Origin of the sequence: Pseudomonas mandelii (assembly GCF_002251635.1) — a bacterium.
Lineage (GTDB): Bacteria > Pseudomonadota > Gammaproteobacteria > Pseudomonadales > Pseudomonadaceae > Aquipseudomonas > Aquipseudomonas mandelii_B.
The window spans coordinates 92,153-109,008 of record NZ_NMOJ01000244.1 but is presented as its reverse complement, the minus strand read 5'-3'; the positions used below and the strand labels follow the sequence as shown (position 1 = coordinate 109,008).

The following is a 16,856-nucleotide window of genomic DNA, read 5'->3' as shown; positions in this document are numbered from 1 at the left end:
CGGCAGGCAGTTGCGGCGTAATCGATCGTGTTCCAGCCGCTGCGTAAATTCGTCATCATCTTCCCCTCGCGCGCGTGATAGCCTTTTGTTCCTTCGGCGTTGACACCTTTGCTCAAGCCTTTCCATTCCTTTGTATTGGTGGAACTCATATGTCCAGGCTTTCTCATCAAGATTTGCGCCGTAACTTCCGCGAGCTGTTTGCTTCCAATGCCTGCTATCACACGGCGTCGGTCTTCGACCCGATGTCGGCCCGCATCGCCGCGGACCTGGGGTTTGAAGTGGGCATCCTCGGTGGCTCGGTCGCCTCGTTGCAGGTGCTGGGCGCCCCCGACTTCGCCTTGATCACCCTCAGCGAATTCGCCGAGCAGGCCACGCGCATCGGCCGTGTCGCCCAATTGCCGGTCATCGCCGACGCCGACCACGGCTACGGCAACGCGCTCAATGTGATGCGCACCATCGTTGAACTGGAACGCGCCGGCATCGCCGCCCTGACCATCGAAGACACCCTGCTGCCGGCGCAATTTGGCCGCAAATCCACCGACCTGATCGGCGTGGCGGAAGGCGTCGGCAAGATCCGCGCGGCCCTGGAAGCCCGGGTCGACTCGGAAATGGCGATCATTGCGCGTACCAACGCCGGGATCCTGCCGGTTCAGGAAGTCATCAGCCGCACCTGTCATTACCAGCAGGCCGGTGCAGACGGGATCTGCATGGTCGGCGTGCGGGACTTCGATCACCTCGAACAGATTGCCGAACACTTGACCGTGCCTCTGATGCTGGTGACCTACGGCAACCCGGCGCTGCGCGACGACAAACGCCTGGCTGAACTGGGCGTGCGGGTGACCATTGATGGTCACGGCGCGTACTTCGCAGCGATCAAGGCGACTTACGACAGCTTGCGCGAACAGCGGCAGATCTTTACCCAGGCGTCGGATTTGAGCGCTACCGAGCTGACTCATACGTATACGCAGCCTGAGGAATACATCCGTTGGGCGGAAGAGTTTATGAGTGTGAAGGAATAACCCGTTCAGCGCGTCTGACGGTGTGAACCGAGCCGACGCCATCGCGNGATGGCGTCAGTTCAGGCACCGCTATATCGCTTACAACAGTGTCAGTCAGCGCTTCGCCAACTCCATAATCATCCGCGACAGCAGGTATATCCGCGGCGCCACGCTTTCTACTTCTGCGTACTCCTCCGGCGTATGAATATTCCCACCGACAATCCCAAACCCATCCAACGTCGGCGTCCCCACCCCGGCGGACAAACTCGCATCCGCCGCCCCGCCGCTGCCTTCNTCCGTCAACTTGCGGCCAATCTCACCGTAAATCCCCTGGGCCATGGCCATCAGTCGATCCGACTCCGGCGTTTGCGGCATCGGCGGCAAACCGCGTTGTAGCGTGGTCGTGACTTCGGTCTCAGGAATCAGCTTGTCCTTGGATACCCGCGCCAAGTCCTTCTCGATCCGGTCAAACTCCTCCGGCACTGCCGCCCGCACGTCAGCCTTGGCGGTGGCCTGATCCGGAATCACGTTGGTGCGGTCGCCCGACTTGATCACGGTGAAGTTGATGGTGGTTTTCTTTTCTTCATCGCCCAGTTTGCCCAGTTGCAAAATCTGGTGCGCCGCTTCCATGGCGGCGTTGCGGCCCAGCTCCGGNGCGACGCCGGCGTGGGCGGCTTTGCCTTTGACTTCGACCACCGCCGTCGCGCTGCCTTTGCGCCACACCACCAGACCATCCGCGGGGCGGCCCGGTTCGAGGTTGAGGGTCACGTCGTGGGCCTTGGCGGTTTTCTTGATCAGCTCGGAGGCGGCCTCGGAGCCGGTTTCTTCGCTGGCGTCGAGCAGGAAGGTGATTTGTGCGTAGTCCTTGAAGCCCTGGTTTTTCAGGACTTTCAGCGCGTAGATACCGGCGACGATGCCGCCCTTGTCGTCCATCACGCCCGGGCCATAAGCGCGGCCGTCCTTGATGTGGAACGGGCGTTCGGCGGCCGAGCCTTCCTTGAACACGGTGTCCATGTGGGCCATCAGCAGGATCCTCGCCTTGCCGGTGCCTTTGAGAGTCGCGATTACGTGGCTGCTTTTGTCCGGTGTGTTGGGCACCAGTTCGATGGTGGCGCCGAGTTTTTTCAGCTCGTCGATGGCGATGTCGCGCACTTGTGTCAGGCCGGGTTCATAGCCGGAACCCGAATCAATATTCACCAGNCGCTCCAACAGTTTCAGGGCTTCACCCTTGTACTGCTCGGAATCGGCGAGGACGTGTTTGTGGGGTTCGGCGAAGGCTGCAGGGGCGAATGCGCCGAGGGCGAGGGTCATGGCAAGGCTGGTGGCCAGCAGGGAACGAGGGAGATTGAGCGTCATGAATCGATCCTTGTTTCGTGTCGGGGGGGGGGGCAAAAACACCCTACCTGACTACGGCGCAAGGCTCTAGACCGAATGCGACATACACGAACCTGAGGCCGATGATTACTGGTGGGAGCGAGCCTTTGCAGGCCCTCAGACCGGGTCGAGCAGTTCGTGATGGGGTTTGCCGTCTATGCGGTAGATCACGCGGTTGCGGCCGGTGGTCTTGGCTTCGTAGAGTGCCTGGTCGGCATCGTTGAGCCACAGGGTGGCGTCGGTGTGTGACGGGTCGAATGCCGCCAGGCCAATGCTCAAGCTGACTTTCAGCGCCGGGTTCTGCTCATAGCCCAGGGTTGCGAAGCGATCACGCAAGGCGTCCATGGCAGCCGCTGCGCTGTCGAGGGGCAAATCCGGGAGGAGCACGCAGAATTCGTCGCCACCATAGCGCCCCGCCACATCGGTCGCCCGCAGGTTCTGCTTGAGCATTTTGCTCAGTTGCCGCAGCACGATGTCCCCGGTGACATGGCCGTAGGTATCGTTGATGGTCTTGAAATGGTCGATGTCGATCAGCGCAATGGCCGCGCCTACCTGCTCGCGTTGGCAGCGCTGGAATTCAACTTCCAGCTGGTCTTTCCAGGCACCATGGTTCAGCAGGCCGGTGAGGCTGTCGGTACGACTCAGGGCCAGCAGTTCACGTTTTTGGCGGCCCAGGGTGGTGGCCTGTTGAAAGCAGATCCAGCCCAGCGCCAGTGGATACAGGATCAGCAGGGGCAGACAGGCGTACAACTGCAACGGGCTGGTTTGCGTGACGAAGGCCGGTGTGAACACCAGCAGACCCACACCCATCCCGAGAATCTGCGCAACCGTGCCCACCAGCAGGAACCGCAAACCACCGATTGCCACGTTATTCATGGCCATCATCGACAGCGTCGCCGCGCTCGGCAGCGGATTGAACTGCATGGCGGCGACCCAGAATCCACCGAGAAAGGCATCGACCAGGATGTTTCGATGCTCGGCGTGAAAGGGCACCTTCGCCCGACGCGCCCATTGATAGGCAACATGCGGCCAGAGGACGCCATTGACCAGCATCAGCACCCAGACCCACGGCGCCGGGTTGAGTGGATACATCGCCGCGCCTACGCACAACAGGCCCAAGGCCAAACCCAGGGTTCGCGATGTATAGAGCCTTCTGGCCAGTGACAGCCCTTTTCCTCCCGTTTTTCCCATAAGGGCCTCTGCGTCACAGAACGGAACCCGACAAAACACGGGGTGCGGGTGTGGTGGGAGTCTATCAGGGCAACGTTAAATAGCCATCACCGGCGGGCAGCCTGAATCCTGCGCAGTCTCTGTGGGAGCGTGCAGTGTTTGGGCTATACATGAAGGGAGAGTTGGATAAACAACGATAAAGGAGACCCATGCAGACCTTTCAAGTGTTGATCATCGGCAGCGGTTTTGGCGGTCAGTGCGCGGCGATCAATCTGCTCAAGGCAGGCATCGACGATTTTCGCCTGCTGGAACGACGGGACTTCTTTGGCGGTACCTGGTGCCAGAACACCTACCCCGGCGCGGCCGTCGATGTGCCCTCGCCGCTCTATTCGCTGTCCTTCGCCCCTTACCGCTGGACGCAAATGTTCGCCGATCAAGCTGAACTGCACCACTACACCCAGTATGTGGTGGAGCACTTCGGCCTGCGGGACAAGGTCGAACTGCAAGCCAATGTCGAGCGTATCGAATGGGACGCCGACGGCCAGCGCTGGGCGGTGCACACCGGCACCAAAGGTACGTTTTACGCGCAGTTCCTGATCAACGCGACGGGGCCGCTGAGTCAACCCGTCGTCCCACACTTCGAAGGCCAGGAACGCTTTCAGGGCAAGACGTTTCACACCAACAACTGGGATCACACCTTCGATTACCGGCACAAACGCGTCGCCATCGTCGGCAGCGGTGCCAGTGCGGCCCAGGTCATTCCGACGATTGCCCCCGACGTCGAGCACCTGCACGTGTTCCAGCGCACACCACACTGGGTGTTGCCCCGCGCCGACCGTACCTTCGGACCTTTCCAGCGTTGGTTGCTGGGCCTCAAACCGGCTTACAAACTGCTGCGCTGGATGCTCTACTGGCAATTCGAAACCCGGGTGATTGCCTTCAAATACTCGAAACCGGCGATCCGCATGGTCCAGCAACACGCCCTGCGCTTCCTCAAACGCCAGGTGCCCGACCCCGAATTGCGCCGCAAACTGACCCCGGACTTCACCATCGGCTGCAAACGAGTGATCGTCTCAAGCACCCTCTACCCGGCGCTCGGGCGCAGCAACGTGACGCTGCACAGCCGCGAACAAGGCATCGCGTCCATCGACGAAACCGGCATCGTCACCCAGGACGGCCGGCACATCGACCTGGACCTGATCGTCTGGTCCACCGGGTACGACGCCACCGACGGGGTGATTTCCTACCCGGTCACCGGTAAAAACGGCACCCGGCTCAAAGACGTCTGGGCCCAGTACCCACGGGCTTATCTGGGCACCAGCCTGCCGGACTTTCCCAACCTGTTTATCGTCACCGGGCCCAACACCGGCATCGGCCACACCTCGGCGCTGTTCATCATCGAATCCCAGATGAATTACATCCTCGACTGCATCCGCACGCTCAAAGAACAGGGTTTGCGCAGCATCGAAGTACGCCCCGAAGCAGAACGTACCTACACTGAGATGATCCACCGTGAAATGGAGCGCACCGTCTGGAAGTCCGGGGGCTGCCACAGTTGGTATCAAAGCAAGAGCGGTCATGTGATCGCCATGTTCCCGGGGTTCAGTTTCAGCTATCACCGATTGACCCGGGCACTGAAACCCGCCGACCACATTTTGTCCTGATCACGTAAAAGGAAGATGCCTGATGCTTGTGTTGGTTGTCCTTATCGCGGTTTTTGTGGCCTGGAGCTGGCTGAGTTACCCGGCCATCGGCTATTGGCTCTATGACCTGAATATGGCCCTGGAAGCCAAGCTGTATCGGCTACACAAAATCGTCGTACCGATCACGGAAATGACCGTCTCGACCTGGCAAGGCGGGCCCTATGAAGCGTCCAGCAGTGTGCTGATGCTGCACGGCTACAGCGCCGACAAGAACATCTGGCTGCGCTTCGCCCGGCATTTTGTCGGCAATTATCGGGTGATCATCCCGGACATCGCCGGTCACGGCGAAACCGGCTTCAAGGCCGGTGGTGGCTATGACATCCCGCTGCAGGCCAAGCGGATGATCCAACTGCTGGACGTTTGCGGAGTCGAAAAAGTCCATGTGATCGGCAACTCGATGGGCGGCTACATCGCGGCGTGGCTGGCGGCGACTTACCCGGACCGGATTGCCTCCGTCGCCCTGATCGACCCGGCCGGCGTCACGGCCCCGGAGGCCAGTGACCTGGAACGACATCTCGCCAAGGGGCACAACCCGTTTCTGATTCACTCCCGGGAAGAATTCCGGGGCTTCTACGCCATGACCATGGCCGAGCCGCCGTGGGTGCCGGGCGTGGTGCTGGACGCCATCGCCCAGCGTTATGAACAGAGTCGCGATGAGCTGGAAGAAATCTTCAACGACTTCCGCGCCAGCCCGCCGATGGAACCCCGGCTCCCCGACATCAAGTGCCCGGCGCTGCTGCTGTGGGGGCGCAAGGACCGTCTGATCGATGTCAGTAGCGTTGCGGTCTGGAGTAAAGGCATCGCTGATTTGCGCGTGGACATCTGGGACCACATCGGGCATATGCCGATGGTCGAACAGCCGGCCAATACGGCGCGGTTGTATCGGGAGTTCCTCGGATCGCTGCGCTCGGAGAGCCGTTCGCACCTGTAACCGCCAACCTCTGTAGCAGCTGCCCTGCGGCGAGGGGGCATCTACAGGCCAGTTGTGCGTCAGTCCTTGGCAGAATGAAGTCCGTAAGATTCTTCGTTTGTCGGCGTGGCAGAAGGCTGCGATCTTTTCCCCCATCCTTCACGTCACCGCGCCAGGAATTTTTTTCATGAGCCACCCAAGCTTCGTCAGCCCTGACCTGATCCGCCAACGCTTCTCCAAAGCGATGTCCGACATGTACCGCGAAGAAGTGCCGCTGTACGGCGCGCTGATGAAGCTGGTGGAGCAGACCAACCGTCACGTGCTCGACAGTGATCCGCAGGTGGCCCGCCAGCTGAACAGCACCGGCGAAATCGAGCGGCTGGACCTGGAGCGTCACGGCGCAATCCGCGTCGGCACCGCTGACGAACTGGCCACCCTCGCCCGATTGTTCGCGGTCATGGGCATGCAACCGGTGGGCTATTACGACCTGACGCCGGCCGGCGTGCCCGTGCACTCCACCGCCTTTCGCGCGGTGCACGAACGTTCATTGCAGGCCAGCCCGTTCCGGGTGTTTACCTCACTGNTGCGCCTGGAACTGATCGAAGACCTGGAACTGCGAGCCTTCGCTCAATCGGTGCTGGATAAACGCCAGATCTTCACCCCGACAGCCCTTGCCCTGATCGACCGCGCCGAAACCGCAGGCGGTCTGAACGAACAAGAGGCGCAGGACTTCGTCGAACAGGCGCTTGAAACCTTCCGCTGGCACCACAGCGCCACGGTCACCGCCGAGCAATACCAGAAACTCAGCGCACAGCATCGCCTGATTGCCGATGTGGTCGCGTTCAAAGGCCCGCACATCAATCACCTGACGCCGCGTACCCTGGACATCGACATCGTCCAGGCGCAAATGCCCGCCCACGGCATCACGCCCAAAGCCGTGATCGAAGGCCCGCCCCGCCGTCAGTGCCCGATCCTGCTGCGCCAGACCAGTTTCAAGGCGCTCGACGAGCCGATTGCCTTTACCGATCAAGCTGGGACACGCGGCAGCCACAGCGCACGCTTCGGTGAAATCGAACAGCGCGGCGCGGCGCTCACCCCGAAAGGCCGGGCACTTTACGACCGCCTGCTCAACGCAGCCCGTGATGAGTTGCAGGACTTCCCCAACGAGGCCAATGCCGCACGCTACAACGCGCTGATGACGCAGCACTTTGCAGAATTCCCTGACACGTATGAAGGCATGCGCCAACAGGAACTGGCGTACTTTCGTTATTTCGTCACGGAAAAAGGCCTGGAGGCGGATGAGCTGAAATCGTTGTCGCTAGACGATTTGCTCAGCGGCGGGTATTTGCGGGTTGAACCGTTGGTGTATGAAGATTTTCTGCCGGTCAGTGCAGCGGGGATTTTCCAGTCGAACCTGGGGGATGCGGCGCAGGTGAATTATGGCGGACATTCGAACCAGCAGGCCTTTGAACAGGCGCTGGGGCGGCCGACCATTGATGAATTGGGGTTGTATGCCGAGACGCAGCGGCGCTCGATCGAACAATGTTTTGAGACTTCGAGATTGTCGCGTCTGATTTGACTCAACGAACTGCCAGCCGATTGCAATGTGTGGCGAGGGAGCTTGCTCCCGCTTGAGTGCGCAGCACTCACAAAATCTCCGTCATACGTAGAATTTTTGGGGCCGCTTCGCAGCCCAGCGCGAGCAAGCTCGCTCGCCACATAGAAACTTCAATCCGCTGAGATTCCGTGTTTAGCGGAGTTTTGCCAACAACGCCTCAGCGGCAGCCTCGGACGACGCCGGGTTCTGCCCGGTGATCAGCAAGCCATCCGTGAGCACATAGCTCGCCCAGTCCTCACCTTTGGAGTAAATGCCCCCCTTCTCCTTGAGCATGTCCTCCACCAGATACGGCACGACCTTCGTCAGTTGCACCGCCTCTTCCTCAGTGTTGGTGAACCCCGTCACCCGCTTGCCTTTGACCAAAGGCTGGCCATCCGCACCCTTGACGTGACGCAACACACCCGGTGCGTGGCAAACGGCCGCGACCGGTTTATCCGCCTTGATGAACGCTTCGATCAGCGCAATCGAGTTCTTGTCTTCGGTCAGGTCCCACAACGGACCATGACCGCCCGGATAGAAAACCGCATCGTAATCTTGAGCCCTCGCGCTGCTAAGCAGAGCGGTAGACGCCAATGCGGACTGCGCCGCGGAATCTTTGCGAAAGCGATCAGTGGCAGCCGTCTGCGCGTCCGGCTCGTCGCTTTTCGGGTCCAGCGGCGGTTGGCCACCCTTGGGCGAGACCAGGGTCAGTTGAGCGCCGGCGTCCTTGAACGCAAAGTACGGTGCTGCGAATTCTTCCAGCCAGAAGCCGGTTTTCTTACCCGTATCACCCAATTGATCGTGGGACGTTAAAACCATCAGGATTTTCATGTCGTTCTCACTCCACTTCCAGGTTGTTCGGACTCTCGACGGCGCTGTTTTTATGGACCACCCGGCCCGTCGATTCGTTGCACCGGATGCCACATGCCTTTCAGTGATGGCGCAAAGCCTTGCTGTGCAAGAAGTTGCGCACTGCTCGCGTCAAATGCGCTTGCAGGATCGCTGATCGCCCAGCCTGCCAGGCTCTCCGGCCAAGTGCGCAAGTTCTTGCGCAGTGCTGCGCAAGAACTTGCGCACATTCCTGCGGCGCTCCTTACAAAAACCTTCAAGGCACTTTAATAAAATCCTCAACACCTTGATTTGTATGGGTTTAACCGTTTCTGGCACGGACCTTGATGACAGTCATGCACCCACCGGGCGATACCGCCTCCCGGGCACTCTTACTTTATTCAGCAAGGAGCACATCCATGGCTACTCCAGCGTACATGTCCGTCACTGGCGAAAAACAAGGTCTGATCACCGCCGGCGCATTCACCGCCGACTCGGTTGGCAACACTTATCAAGAAGGTCACGAAGACCAAGTCATGGTTCAGGCTTTCAGCCACGACGTGATCATCCCGCGTGACCCACAGTCCGGCCAGCCAACCGGTCAGCGCGTTCACAAGCCAGTCGTGATCACCAAGGTCTACGACAAGGCTTCGCCACTGCTGCAAGCTGCTCTGACCTCCGGCGAGCGCATGAGCGAAATCGTTATCCAGTGGTACCGCACTTCGGCTCAAGGTACCCAAGAGCATTACTACACCACCAAACTGGAAGACGCGATCATCGTCGCCATCAACAACAAAATGCACAACTGCCAGGATCCGTCGAACTCGCACTTCACCCACCTGGAAGAAGTACAGTTCACCTACCGCAAAATCACCTGGACCCACGAAGTATCCGGTACTTCGGGTTCCGATGACTGGCGTCAGCCAGTCGCTTAATTGCGGCTGACCGCTTCACGCATCGGCCAGCTCTGCTGGTCGATGTTGTTTCCGCCCTTCCAGAATTTCGCGTCCGTTGACCCGGTTTCCGGGTGTCAGCGCATGCCGCAGCACTGCACGAGGAACAAGGGATGTTCGCGCCGGCCAATCAAACTCACTTTGCCCTGACCATCGAAGGTCTTTCCAGCGACTTTCAGGTCTTTTCCCTGCAAGGTCGGGAAGCCATCAGCCAGCCTTTTGTGTTTGAGGTGGAGCTGGTCAGTGAACAGCCGTCCCTGGACCTCGAGACCCTGCTGCACAAACCGGCCTTTTTGCAGCTCTCGCCTGACGGCAGCGGCATCCATGGCCAGATCTATCGCGCCGCCCAAGGTGATTCCGGCAAACGCCTGACCCGCTACGCGGTGACCCTGCGCCCGCAACTGTCCTACCTCGCGCACCGCATCAACCAACGCATCTTCCAGAACCTCAGCGTGCCGAAAATCATCGGCATGGTCCTCGAAGAGCACGGCATCCAAAGCAACGCCTATGAATTCAAGGTCGGGGCGATCTATCCCGAGCGCATTTACTGCGTTCAGTACGATGAATCGGACCTGCAATTCATCCAGCGCCTGTGCGAGGAAGAAGGTATCCACTACCACTTCCAGCACAGCGCCACGGCCCACAAACTGGTGTTCGGCGATGACCAGACGGTGTTCCCGAAACTCGCGCCCGTGGCCTATCAGCAAGATTCCGGCATGGTCGCCAACGACCCGGTGATCAAGCGCTTCGACTTGCGCCTGGAAACCCGTACCAGCCGCACCACCCGCCGCGACTACGACTTCGAAAAACCGCGCATCACCCTCGAAAGCGAAAACCGTGGCGACGCCCTGCCCGACCTCGAAGACTACGACTACCCCGGCCGCTTCCTCGACCGCGAGCGCGGCAAACACCTGGCCAAGCGCAACCTTGAACGTCACCGCAGCGACTTCCAACTGGCCGAAGGCAAAAGCGATCAGCCTTTGCTGGTCAGCGGCCACTTCCTGGCCCTGACCCAACACCCTAAGCCTAAATGGAACGACCTGTGGCTGCTGACCGAAGTCCTGCACGAAGGCAAACAGCCGCAAGTGCTGGAAGAGTCGGTGACCAGCGACACCACCAGCCTCAAGGGCGATTTCCACCAGGGTTACCGCAACCGCTTCCAGGCCACCCCGTGGGACGTGCCGAACCGCCCGCCGCTAACGCAGAAAAAGCCGCGCATCCTCGGCAGCCAAAGCGCCGTGGTCACCGGGCCCAAGGGTGAAGAGATCCACTGCGACCAGTACGGCCGCGTCAAAGTGCAATTCCACTGGGACCGCGAAGGTCAGGCCGACGACAAGACCAGCTGCTGGCTGCGCGTCTCCTCCGCCTGGGCCGGCGCCCACTACGGCGGCATCGCCATTCCGCGGATCGGCATGGAAGTGCTCGTCACCTTCCTCGAAGGCGACCCCGACCAACCACTGGTCAGCGGCTGCCTGTACCACAAGGAAAACGTCGTCCCCTACCCGCTGCCGGCGAACAAAACCCGCAGCACCTTCAAAACCCTGAGCTCCAAGGGCGGTGGCGGCTTCAACGAACTGCGCATCGAAGACAAGAAAGGCCAGGAACAAATCTTCCTGCACGCCCAGCGCGACTGGGACGAAAACGTCGAACACGACCAGAAAATCCGCGTCGGCAACGAACGCCACGACACCGTGGAGAAGAACAGCTACAGCGAGTTCAAGGCCGAAGAACACCACACCGTCTACGCCGACCGCAAAGTCGAGGCCCGGGCGAACGACCACCTGACCGTGGGCGTGAACCAGCACATCAAGATTGGCACCGGTCAGTTCATTGATGCCGGCCAGGAGATTCACCTGAGCAGCGGCATGAAAGTCGTGCTTGAAGCGGGTAGTGAGTTGACGCTGATCGGCGGTGGCAGCTTTATCAAGATCGATGCTGGCGGCGTGACGCTGAGTGGGCCGGTGATCAACATGAACTCCGGGGGTGGGCCGGGTAGCGGGACGGGAGCGGCGCCGTTGTTGCCGGGGGTGTTGAAGCAGGCGGATGCGGATAAGGCTGGGCAAGTCGTTGCCCCTTCCCTTGCTTCGTATAAAGCGCAAGCAAAAACGGGGGTGCTACTACCTACCCCTTCATGCCACCTCGATGCTTCCGGCCATTGCCCCATTCACCAGCCGGGGAAATCAGCAAACCGTTGCAAGCAGACGAACGCCTGTACCTGATCGTCAGCGCCGCCAGCGATGCTGAAGCGCTCAAGACGCTTTATCAAAATGAACCCATGACCCAAGCGACCCCGATCTGGGGCGGAACGCCCTACGCGGGCTGGCAACAGGTCATGCCCTACCTCGTCGAGTTGAAACCCACCTCCGGTTTTCTGCAGTGGATTGCCGAAACGGATGCGCGGGACTGGGGTTGGCTGGCGGTTTCATCCAGCACGCCTGAGGTGGTGTTCGAACACCTTCGCAGTTTGACCCAGGTGCGTATGCCCGATGGGACCGAGGTGTTTTTCCGGTTTTGGGATGGGCGGCATATCTTGCCGATTCTTGAAGGATTGGGTGATGCGGCGGGTGAAGTGCTGCCGGTGTTTGATCGGTATTTGATTAATGGGAAGCGTCTGGAGGTTGGGCCGCGGGTTGTGCCGCCAGCGAAGGATTGGCCGTGGTGGGAAGTGCCCAAGACGTTGCTCGATGGCTTGGCCAAGAAAAACCCGTCAACCCTGATTGGCAACTTGATGCAATGGCTGGAAGAGGAACGTCCAGACATCTACGCCGCTTACCCTGAGAGCAACCTGAAGCTGAAAATCGCACGTTTCGTGGGTCGCCCGGATGCTCCGCAAAACCTGAATGAAGTACTGTTAAACCACCTGATTCTGGAGCAAGGCTGATGGATCGCGTTGCCTACGTTGACAACCAACTGAGTACGTTCAAGGACAGTCTGAAGCTGTATCAGGAACAAACCAAAACCTGGTACGCGAAGGTCGCCGATAAAGGCAGCCGCGCAACAGACCTACCCTCCCTGCTCGGCATGGAACGAGTGATAAAGGTTGCCGGCACCAGTAAATCGGTCAGCATGACCGACGGTGACTTCTCCTCTAACGTGGCTCAGTGTCCCCTCAAAGGCCCGCTGCTGATCGAAAGCAAATTCGAATCGGTCTATGACATTCCGCTGGGCGATATCGAAGTCGAAATCGTCGCGGTAGAAGGCGGCGCGATCAGCAAGGTCAAACTGGATGCTCAAGGCAAAGCGGCCTGGACAGGTGGTGTGCCCGGCAAGTTCTACAAGATCCGCGTTCACAATGAAGTGACATCGGCGCAGATTGATACGTTGTTCAGCTCCTATGGCGGTCTCACCGCGGACCTGGAAGGCTTCCTGCGCAAGGAGTGGGCCGGTTTCAAACCGCAATGGTCCAACGTATCCGCCTCAGGCACCGCCATGGCCGTCGGCAATGGCATTCTTGAGGGTGGTTGGGAAGCGATCAAAGGCGTCTGGGACGGCATCAGTCTGGTGCTCGACATCCTGCAAGACCCGAGCAAGTTTGCGAAGGATCTCGGGGCTGGCACCCAGAAACTTATCGATCTGGCCAAACAAGCGCCCGACGTCATGAAAAAGGCCATGTTGCTGGCCAGCGACGAGGCCGCCCTGTTCCTGATGGTACGTAGCGCCGTTATCTGGCTCGCGGGCCTGCCACCGATGAAGATGGCCGGCGACGTCGCGAAAATGACCACGGCGGCGGTTGTCGGCATCGCCATCGATATCGTCATTTCGATTGTACTGACCATTGCGGCTGAAGGTACTGGCGTCATCTACCTTGCTGCACGGTTGAAGAAGTACGGCGAAATCATCATCAAGGCGGTCACCGGTTTTGTGGAGTCGGTGTTCAAGATCATCAAAGGCTTCATGGAATACGTCACGAAGTACACGGCTGTTGCGGCGCGTGGTGTGACGGCGCAGATGAAGAAGGGTTTGGCGCAGTTGCGTTTTGACGGGAAGAAAAACGCCAAACTGGGCAAAGGGAAGACCGGCGATGACGTTTCCAGACAGGCGACGACACCTGCCGACAAAAGTGCTGAGCCCGCCGCTAAAACCTGTACAGACAAGTGCCCCGTTTCGATGGTCACCGGCGAAGAGCTGTTGACGCTGAGTGATGGCCAGCTCGACGGTTTGTTGCCCTTTGAGTGGACGCGCCTGTACCGAACCAGTGCCGTGGAAATCGATTGTGGTCTGGGTTACGGCTGGAGCCATGCGCTGGCCCACCGTATCGAAATCAACGGTGACGAGGTCATCTGGACTGACCACGAAAACCGGGCCACGCCATTTCCGTTGCCGAGCCAGCAACGCCCCGCCATCACCAACAGCCTGTCCCGGGCTGCGATTTTTATCGGTGACGACCCATCGGAACTGGTACTGGCGCAGGCGGGCAACCGTCCTTCGTTCTACCACTTCCGCTTCAACAGCAAAGGCGCAACCCTGATCGCCATCAGCGACAGCTATGGCAACCGCTTGCATATCACCCGTGACATTCACGGCCGGATCAAACGCCTCGATAACGGTGCCGGTCGCGCCCTGCTCTTGCGTTATGACCGTAAGCACATCGTTGCCGTCGACTATCAGCAGTTCCTTCCGGCAGACAATCTGGAAGACGCCTGGAACACCGTCCAGACGTTGGTTACGTACAGCTATGACGCCCAGCATCGCCTGATCGAAGCGAAGAACGCTGCCGGCGAAGCCGAGCACTATCGCTACGACGATCAACACGTGATTCTTGAGCGGGAACTGGCAGGCGGCGCCAGTTTCTTCTGGGAATGGGAGAGCGAAGGCAAGTTGGCTCGCTGCATCCATCACTGGGCGAGTTTCTCGCAGATGGAAGCGCATTACGCCTGGGACGATAAAGGTAGCGTGACCGTTACCAACGCCGATGGCAGCGAAGAGGTCTACACCCACGACGATAAAGCGCGATTGATCAGCAAGGTTGACCCCGACGGAGCTGAACACCTCAAGGCCTATGACGAAAAAGGCCAATTGATCGCGGAAAAAGACCCACTGGGTGCCGTGACCGAATACCGGTATGACGAAGACGGCCTGATGACGGCTGTCATTCCCCCAGAAGATGAACCTGTTACTTACGAATACAGCAATGGATTCGTTAGCGATGTTCATCGCGGCAAAGCCACGTGGAAGTATCAACGCAACAACCAGGGCGACATCACTCAACAGATTGACCCGGATGGCAACGCCACCCTCTATAGCTACGATCGCCAGGGCCGTCTGCTGGAAATCCGCCACCCCGATGGCAGCCGCCATCAACTGGGTTGGAATAACCGCGATCAGCCGTTGCTGGTCAGTGGCTACTTCCGAGCCCTGACCCAACACACGAAAATCAAGTGGAACGAACTGTGGCTGCTGACCGACGTCCTCCAAGGAGGCCTCCACTATCAATGGGACGCCGCGAACCGCCTCGCGCAAATCACTCTGCCCGGCGGTGCAACCCGTGCGTTCACCTATAACGCTTACGGCAAAGTCACCGCCGAACGCGATGAACTGGGCCGCGTCACCCGCTACGAGTATGCGGATAACCTGCATCTGGTCAGCCGTCGCATCAACCCGGACGGCAGCCAACTGCGTTACCACTACGACAACTCGCGCCTGTTGCTCAGCGAGATCGAAAACGAAGTCGGCGAAACCTACCAGCTCGATTACCACCCCAATGGCCTGATCCAGCAGGAAATCGGTTTTGACGGCCAGCGCACCGCCTACGNNTACGACCTCAACGGCAACCTGCTGAAGAAAACCGAATTTGGCGACGACGGTAGCGAACTGATTACCGAGTACCAGCGCGACGCCGCTGGGCGCTTGCTGGTAAAAACCCTGGCCGATGGCGAAGAAATTCACTACAGCTACGATGCATTGGGTCGCCTGGTAAACGTCGACGACGGCCACTGGCCTCTCGCCTACGAATACGACCTGCAAGACCGCCTGATCACCGAACACCAGGGTTGGGGCACCACGCGTTACGAGTACGACAAACTCGGCCAACTGAGCCACTGCCGCCTCCCCGACGGCAGCAAACTCGACTACCGCCACCAATCCGGTGGTCGCCTGAGCAGCATCGACCTCAACGGCTCACGCCTAACCACTCACCAGTTCAGCGCCGGCCGCGAGCAGCAACGTCAACAAGGCCTGCTGCTCAGCCAATACCAGTACGACGAACAAGGCCGACTGCAAGCCCACACCGTGGGTCAGCAAGATCGCAACCTGTTCCAGCGTCGCTACGCCTACGATGCCAATGGCAATCTCGCGGGTATCGACGACAGCCGCAAAGGCAATCGCAGCTACCACTACGACCCGCTCGACCGCCTGATCAACGTCCGTGGCACCACCCCGGAAAGCTTCGCCCACGACCCGGCGGGCAACCTCCTGGGCCAGGGCGACCAGCCAACCGCAAACCTGGCCAACGTCAAAGGCAATCGCCTGCTCATGCAGGGCGACCGCCACTACGACTACGACGCCTACGGCAACCTGGCGCGCGAACGTCGAGGAACCGGACAAAAACTCGTCACTGAATACCGTTACGACTGCCAACACCGCCTGATCGGCGTCAGCCTCCCCGGCGGCAGTAATGCAACCTACAAATACGACGCCTTTGGCCGCCGTATCGCCAAGATCGTGGATGGCAGCACCACCGAATTCCTGTGGCAAGGCGAACGCCTGATCGCGGAAAGTGCCAATGACCGATATCGCACTTACATCTATGAGCCGGGCAGCTTCCGGCCGCTGGCAATGCTCGACGGTGAAGGCCCGCTGAAGGCCACACCGTATTACTACCAACTCGACCACCTCGGTACACCGCAGGAACTGACCGACTACAGCGGTGAGATCATGTGGTCTGCCAAGTACCGCGCCTACGGCAACCTCGCCACCCTCGACNTCGNCAAAATCGACAACCCGCTGCGCTTCCAGGGTCAGTACTTCGATGGGGAAACGGGCTTACATTACAACCGGCATCGCTACTACAATCCGGGCACTGGACGGTATCTGACGCCGGATCCGATCAAGCTGGCTGGGGGGTTGAATAACTACCAGTACGTGCCTAACCCTACGGGGTGGGTGGATCCGTTGGGGTTGGATACATGTCCAGGCGGTGATGCATGCAAACCACCCAACAACTCTGCAAATGCGACAAAGCCCGAAGGCTTGCCGATGACGCAGGAAAAATTTGATGAAATCATCGACCTTGATAAAACTAATACGTCGACATGGCGCGGACGACCCCACCAGACCGGTACCTCATGGTGTCTTTACAGAGGAACCAATAAAAGCGACGGAAAA

10 protein-coding genes and 1 pseudogene are annotated in these 16,856 nt (G+C 59.5%); 8 read left to right on the top strand and 3 right to left on the bottom strand.

Annotated features, from left to right (window positions below; translation table 11 throughout):
• Positions 1-149 precede the first annotated feature (149 nt).
• On the top strand, positions 150-1,019 hold the full coding sequence (locus tag B7L09_RS29560) for an isocitrate lyase/PEP mutase family protein (protein WP_094471765.1): 870 nt from the start codon (positions 150-152) through the stop codon (positions 1,017-1,019).
• A 93-nt stretch (positions 1,020-1,112) separates the two neighbouring features.
• On the opposite strand, the gene B7L09_RS29555 is transcribed toward B7L09_RS29560, so the two are convergent.
• Positions 1,113-2,354 (bottom strand): M20/M25/M40 family metallo-hydrolase, encoded by a 1,242-nt coding sequence (locus B7L09_RS29555; protein WP_094471764.1) that lies wholly within the window; start codon positions 2,352-2,354, stop codon positions 1,113-1,115.
• Positions 2,355-2,489: 135 nt separating this feature from the next.
• Positions 2,490-3,563, bottom strand: a complete 1,074-nt coding sequence (locus tag B7L09_RS29550) for a diguanylate cyclase (RefSeq protein ID WP_094471763.1) — start codon at positions 3,561-3,563, stop codon at positions 2,490-2,492.
• A gap of 188 nt (positions 3,564-3,751) precedes the next feature.
• Here B7L09_RS29550 and B7L09_RS29545 point away from each other — a divergent pair, with 188 nt between their 5' ends.
• From B7L09_RS29545 to hglS, 3 genes are all read left to right on the top strand, one after another.
• Positions 3,752-5,206 (top strand): flavin-containing monooxygenase, encoded by a 1,455-nt coding sequence (locus B7L09_RS29545; RefSeq protein ID WP_094471762.1) that lies wholly within the window; start codon positions 3,752-3,754, stop codon positions 5,204-5,206.
• Between the two features lie 22 nt (positions 5,207-5,228).
• Entirely contained in the window at positions 5,229-6,176 is a 948-nt protein-coding gene (locus tag B7L09_RS29540; protein ID WP_094471761.1) for an alpha/beta fold hydrolase, read from the top strand.
• 166 nt (positions 6,177-6,342) lie between these two features.
• Positions 6,343-7,734: a 2-oxoadipate dioxygenase/decarboxylase HglS gene (gene hglS, locus B7L09_RS29535; RefSeq protein ID WP_094471760.1), complete on the top strand. Its 1,392-nt coding sequence runs from the start codon at positions 6,343-6,345 to the stop codon at positions 7,732-7,734.
• A gap of 171 nt (positions 7,735-7,905) precedes the next feature.
• On the opposite strand, the gene B7L09_RS29530 is transcribed toward hglS, so the two are convergent.
• The gene (locus B7L09_RS29530; protein WP_094471759.1) at positions 7,906-8,583 is read right to left on the bottom strand and encodes a type 1 glutamine amidotransferase domain-containing protein; all 678 of its coding nucleotides are present in this window, start codon (positions 8,581-8,583) and stop codon (positions 7,906-7,908) included.
• Between the two features lie 416 nt (positions 8,584-8,999).
• Here B7L09_RS29530 and B7L09_RS29520 point away from each other — a divergent pair, with 416 nt between their 5' ends.
• From B7L09_RS29520 to B7L09_RS29505, 4 genes and pseudogenes are all read left to right on the top strand, one after another.
• Positions 9,000-9,515, top strand: coding sequence for an Hcp family type VI secretion system effector (locus tag B7L09_RS29520; RefSeq protein WP_054051032.1), 516 nt, complete (start codon positions 9,000-9,002; stop codon positions 9,513-9,515).
• Positions 9,516-9,646: 131 nt separating this feature from the next.
• The gene (locus tag B7L09_RS29515) at positions 9,647-11,752 is read left to right on the top strand and encodes a type VI secretion system Vgr family protein (protein WP_094471757.1); all 2,106 of its coding nucleotides are present in this window, start codon (positions 9,647-9,649) and stop codon (positions 11,750-11,752) included.
• Positions 11,665-12,414 (top strand): DUF4123 domain-containing protein, encoded by a 750-nt coding sequence (locus B7L09_RS29510; protein ID WP_094471756.1) that lies wholly within the window; start codon positions 11,665-11,667, stop codon positions 12,412-12,414. Before B7L09_RS29515 ends, B7L09_RS29510 begins: the two co-directional genes overlap by 88 nt.
• Positions 12,414-16,682 (top strand): annotated as a pseudogene (locus B7L09_RS29505) (RHS repeat-associated core domain-containing protein); the annotation flags it as partial. The gene B7L09_RS29510 and the pseudogene B7L09_RS29505, both read left to right, overlap by 1 nt.
• Positions 16,683-16,856 lie beyond the last annotated feature (174 nt).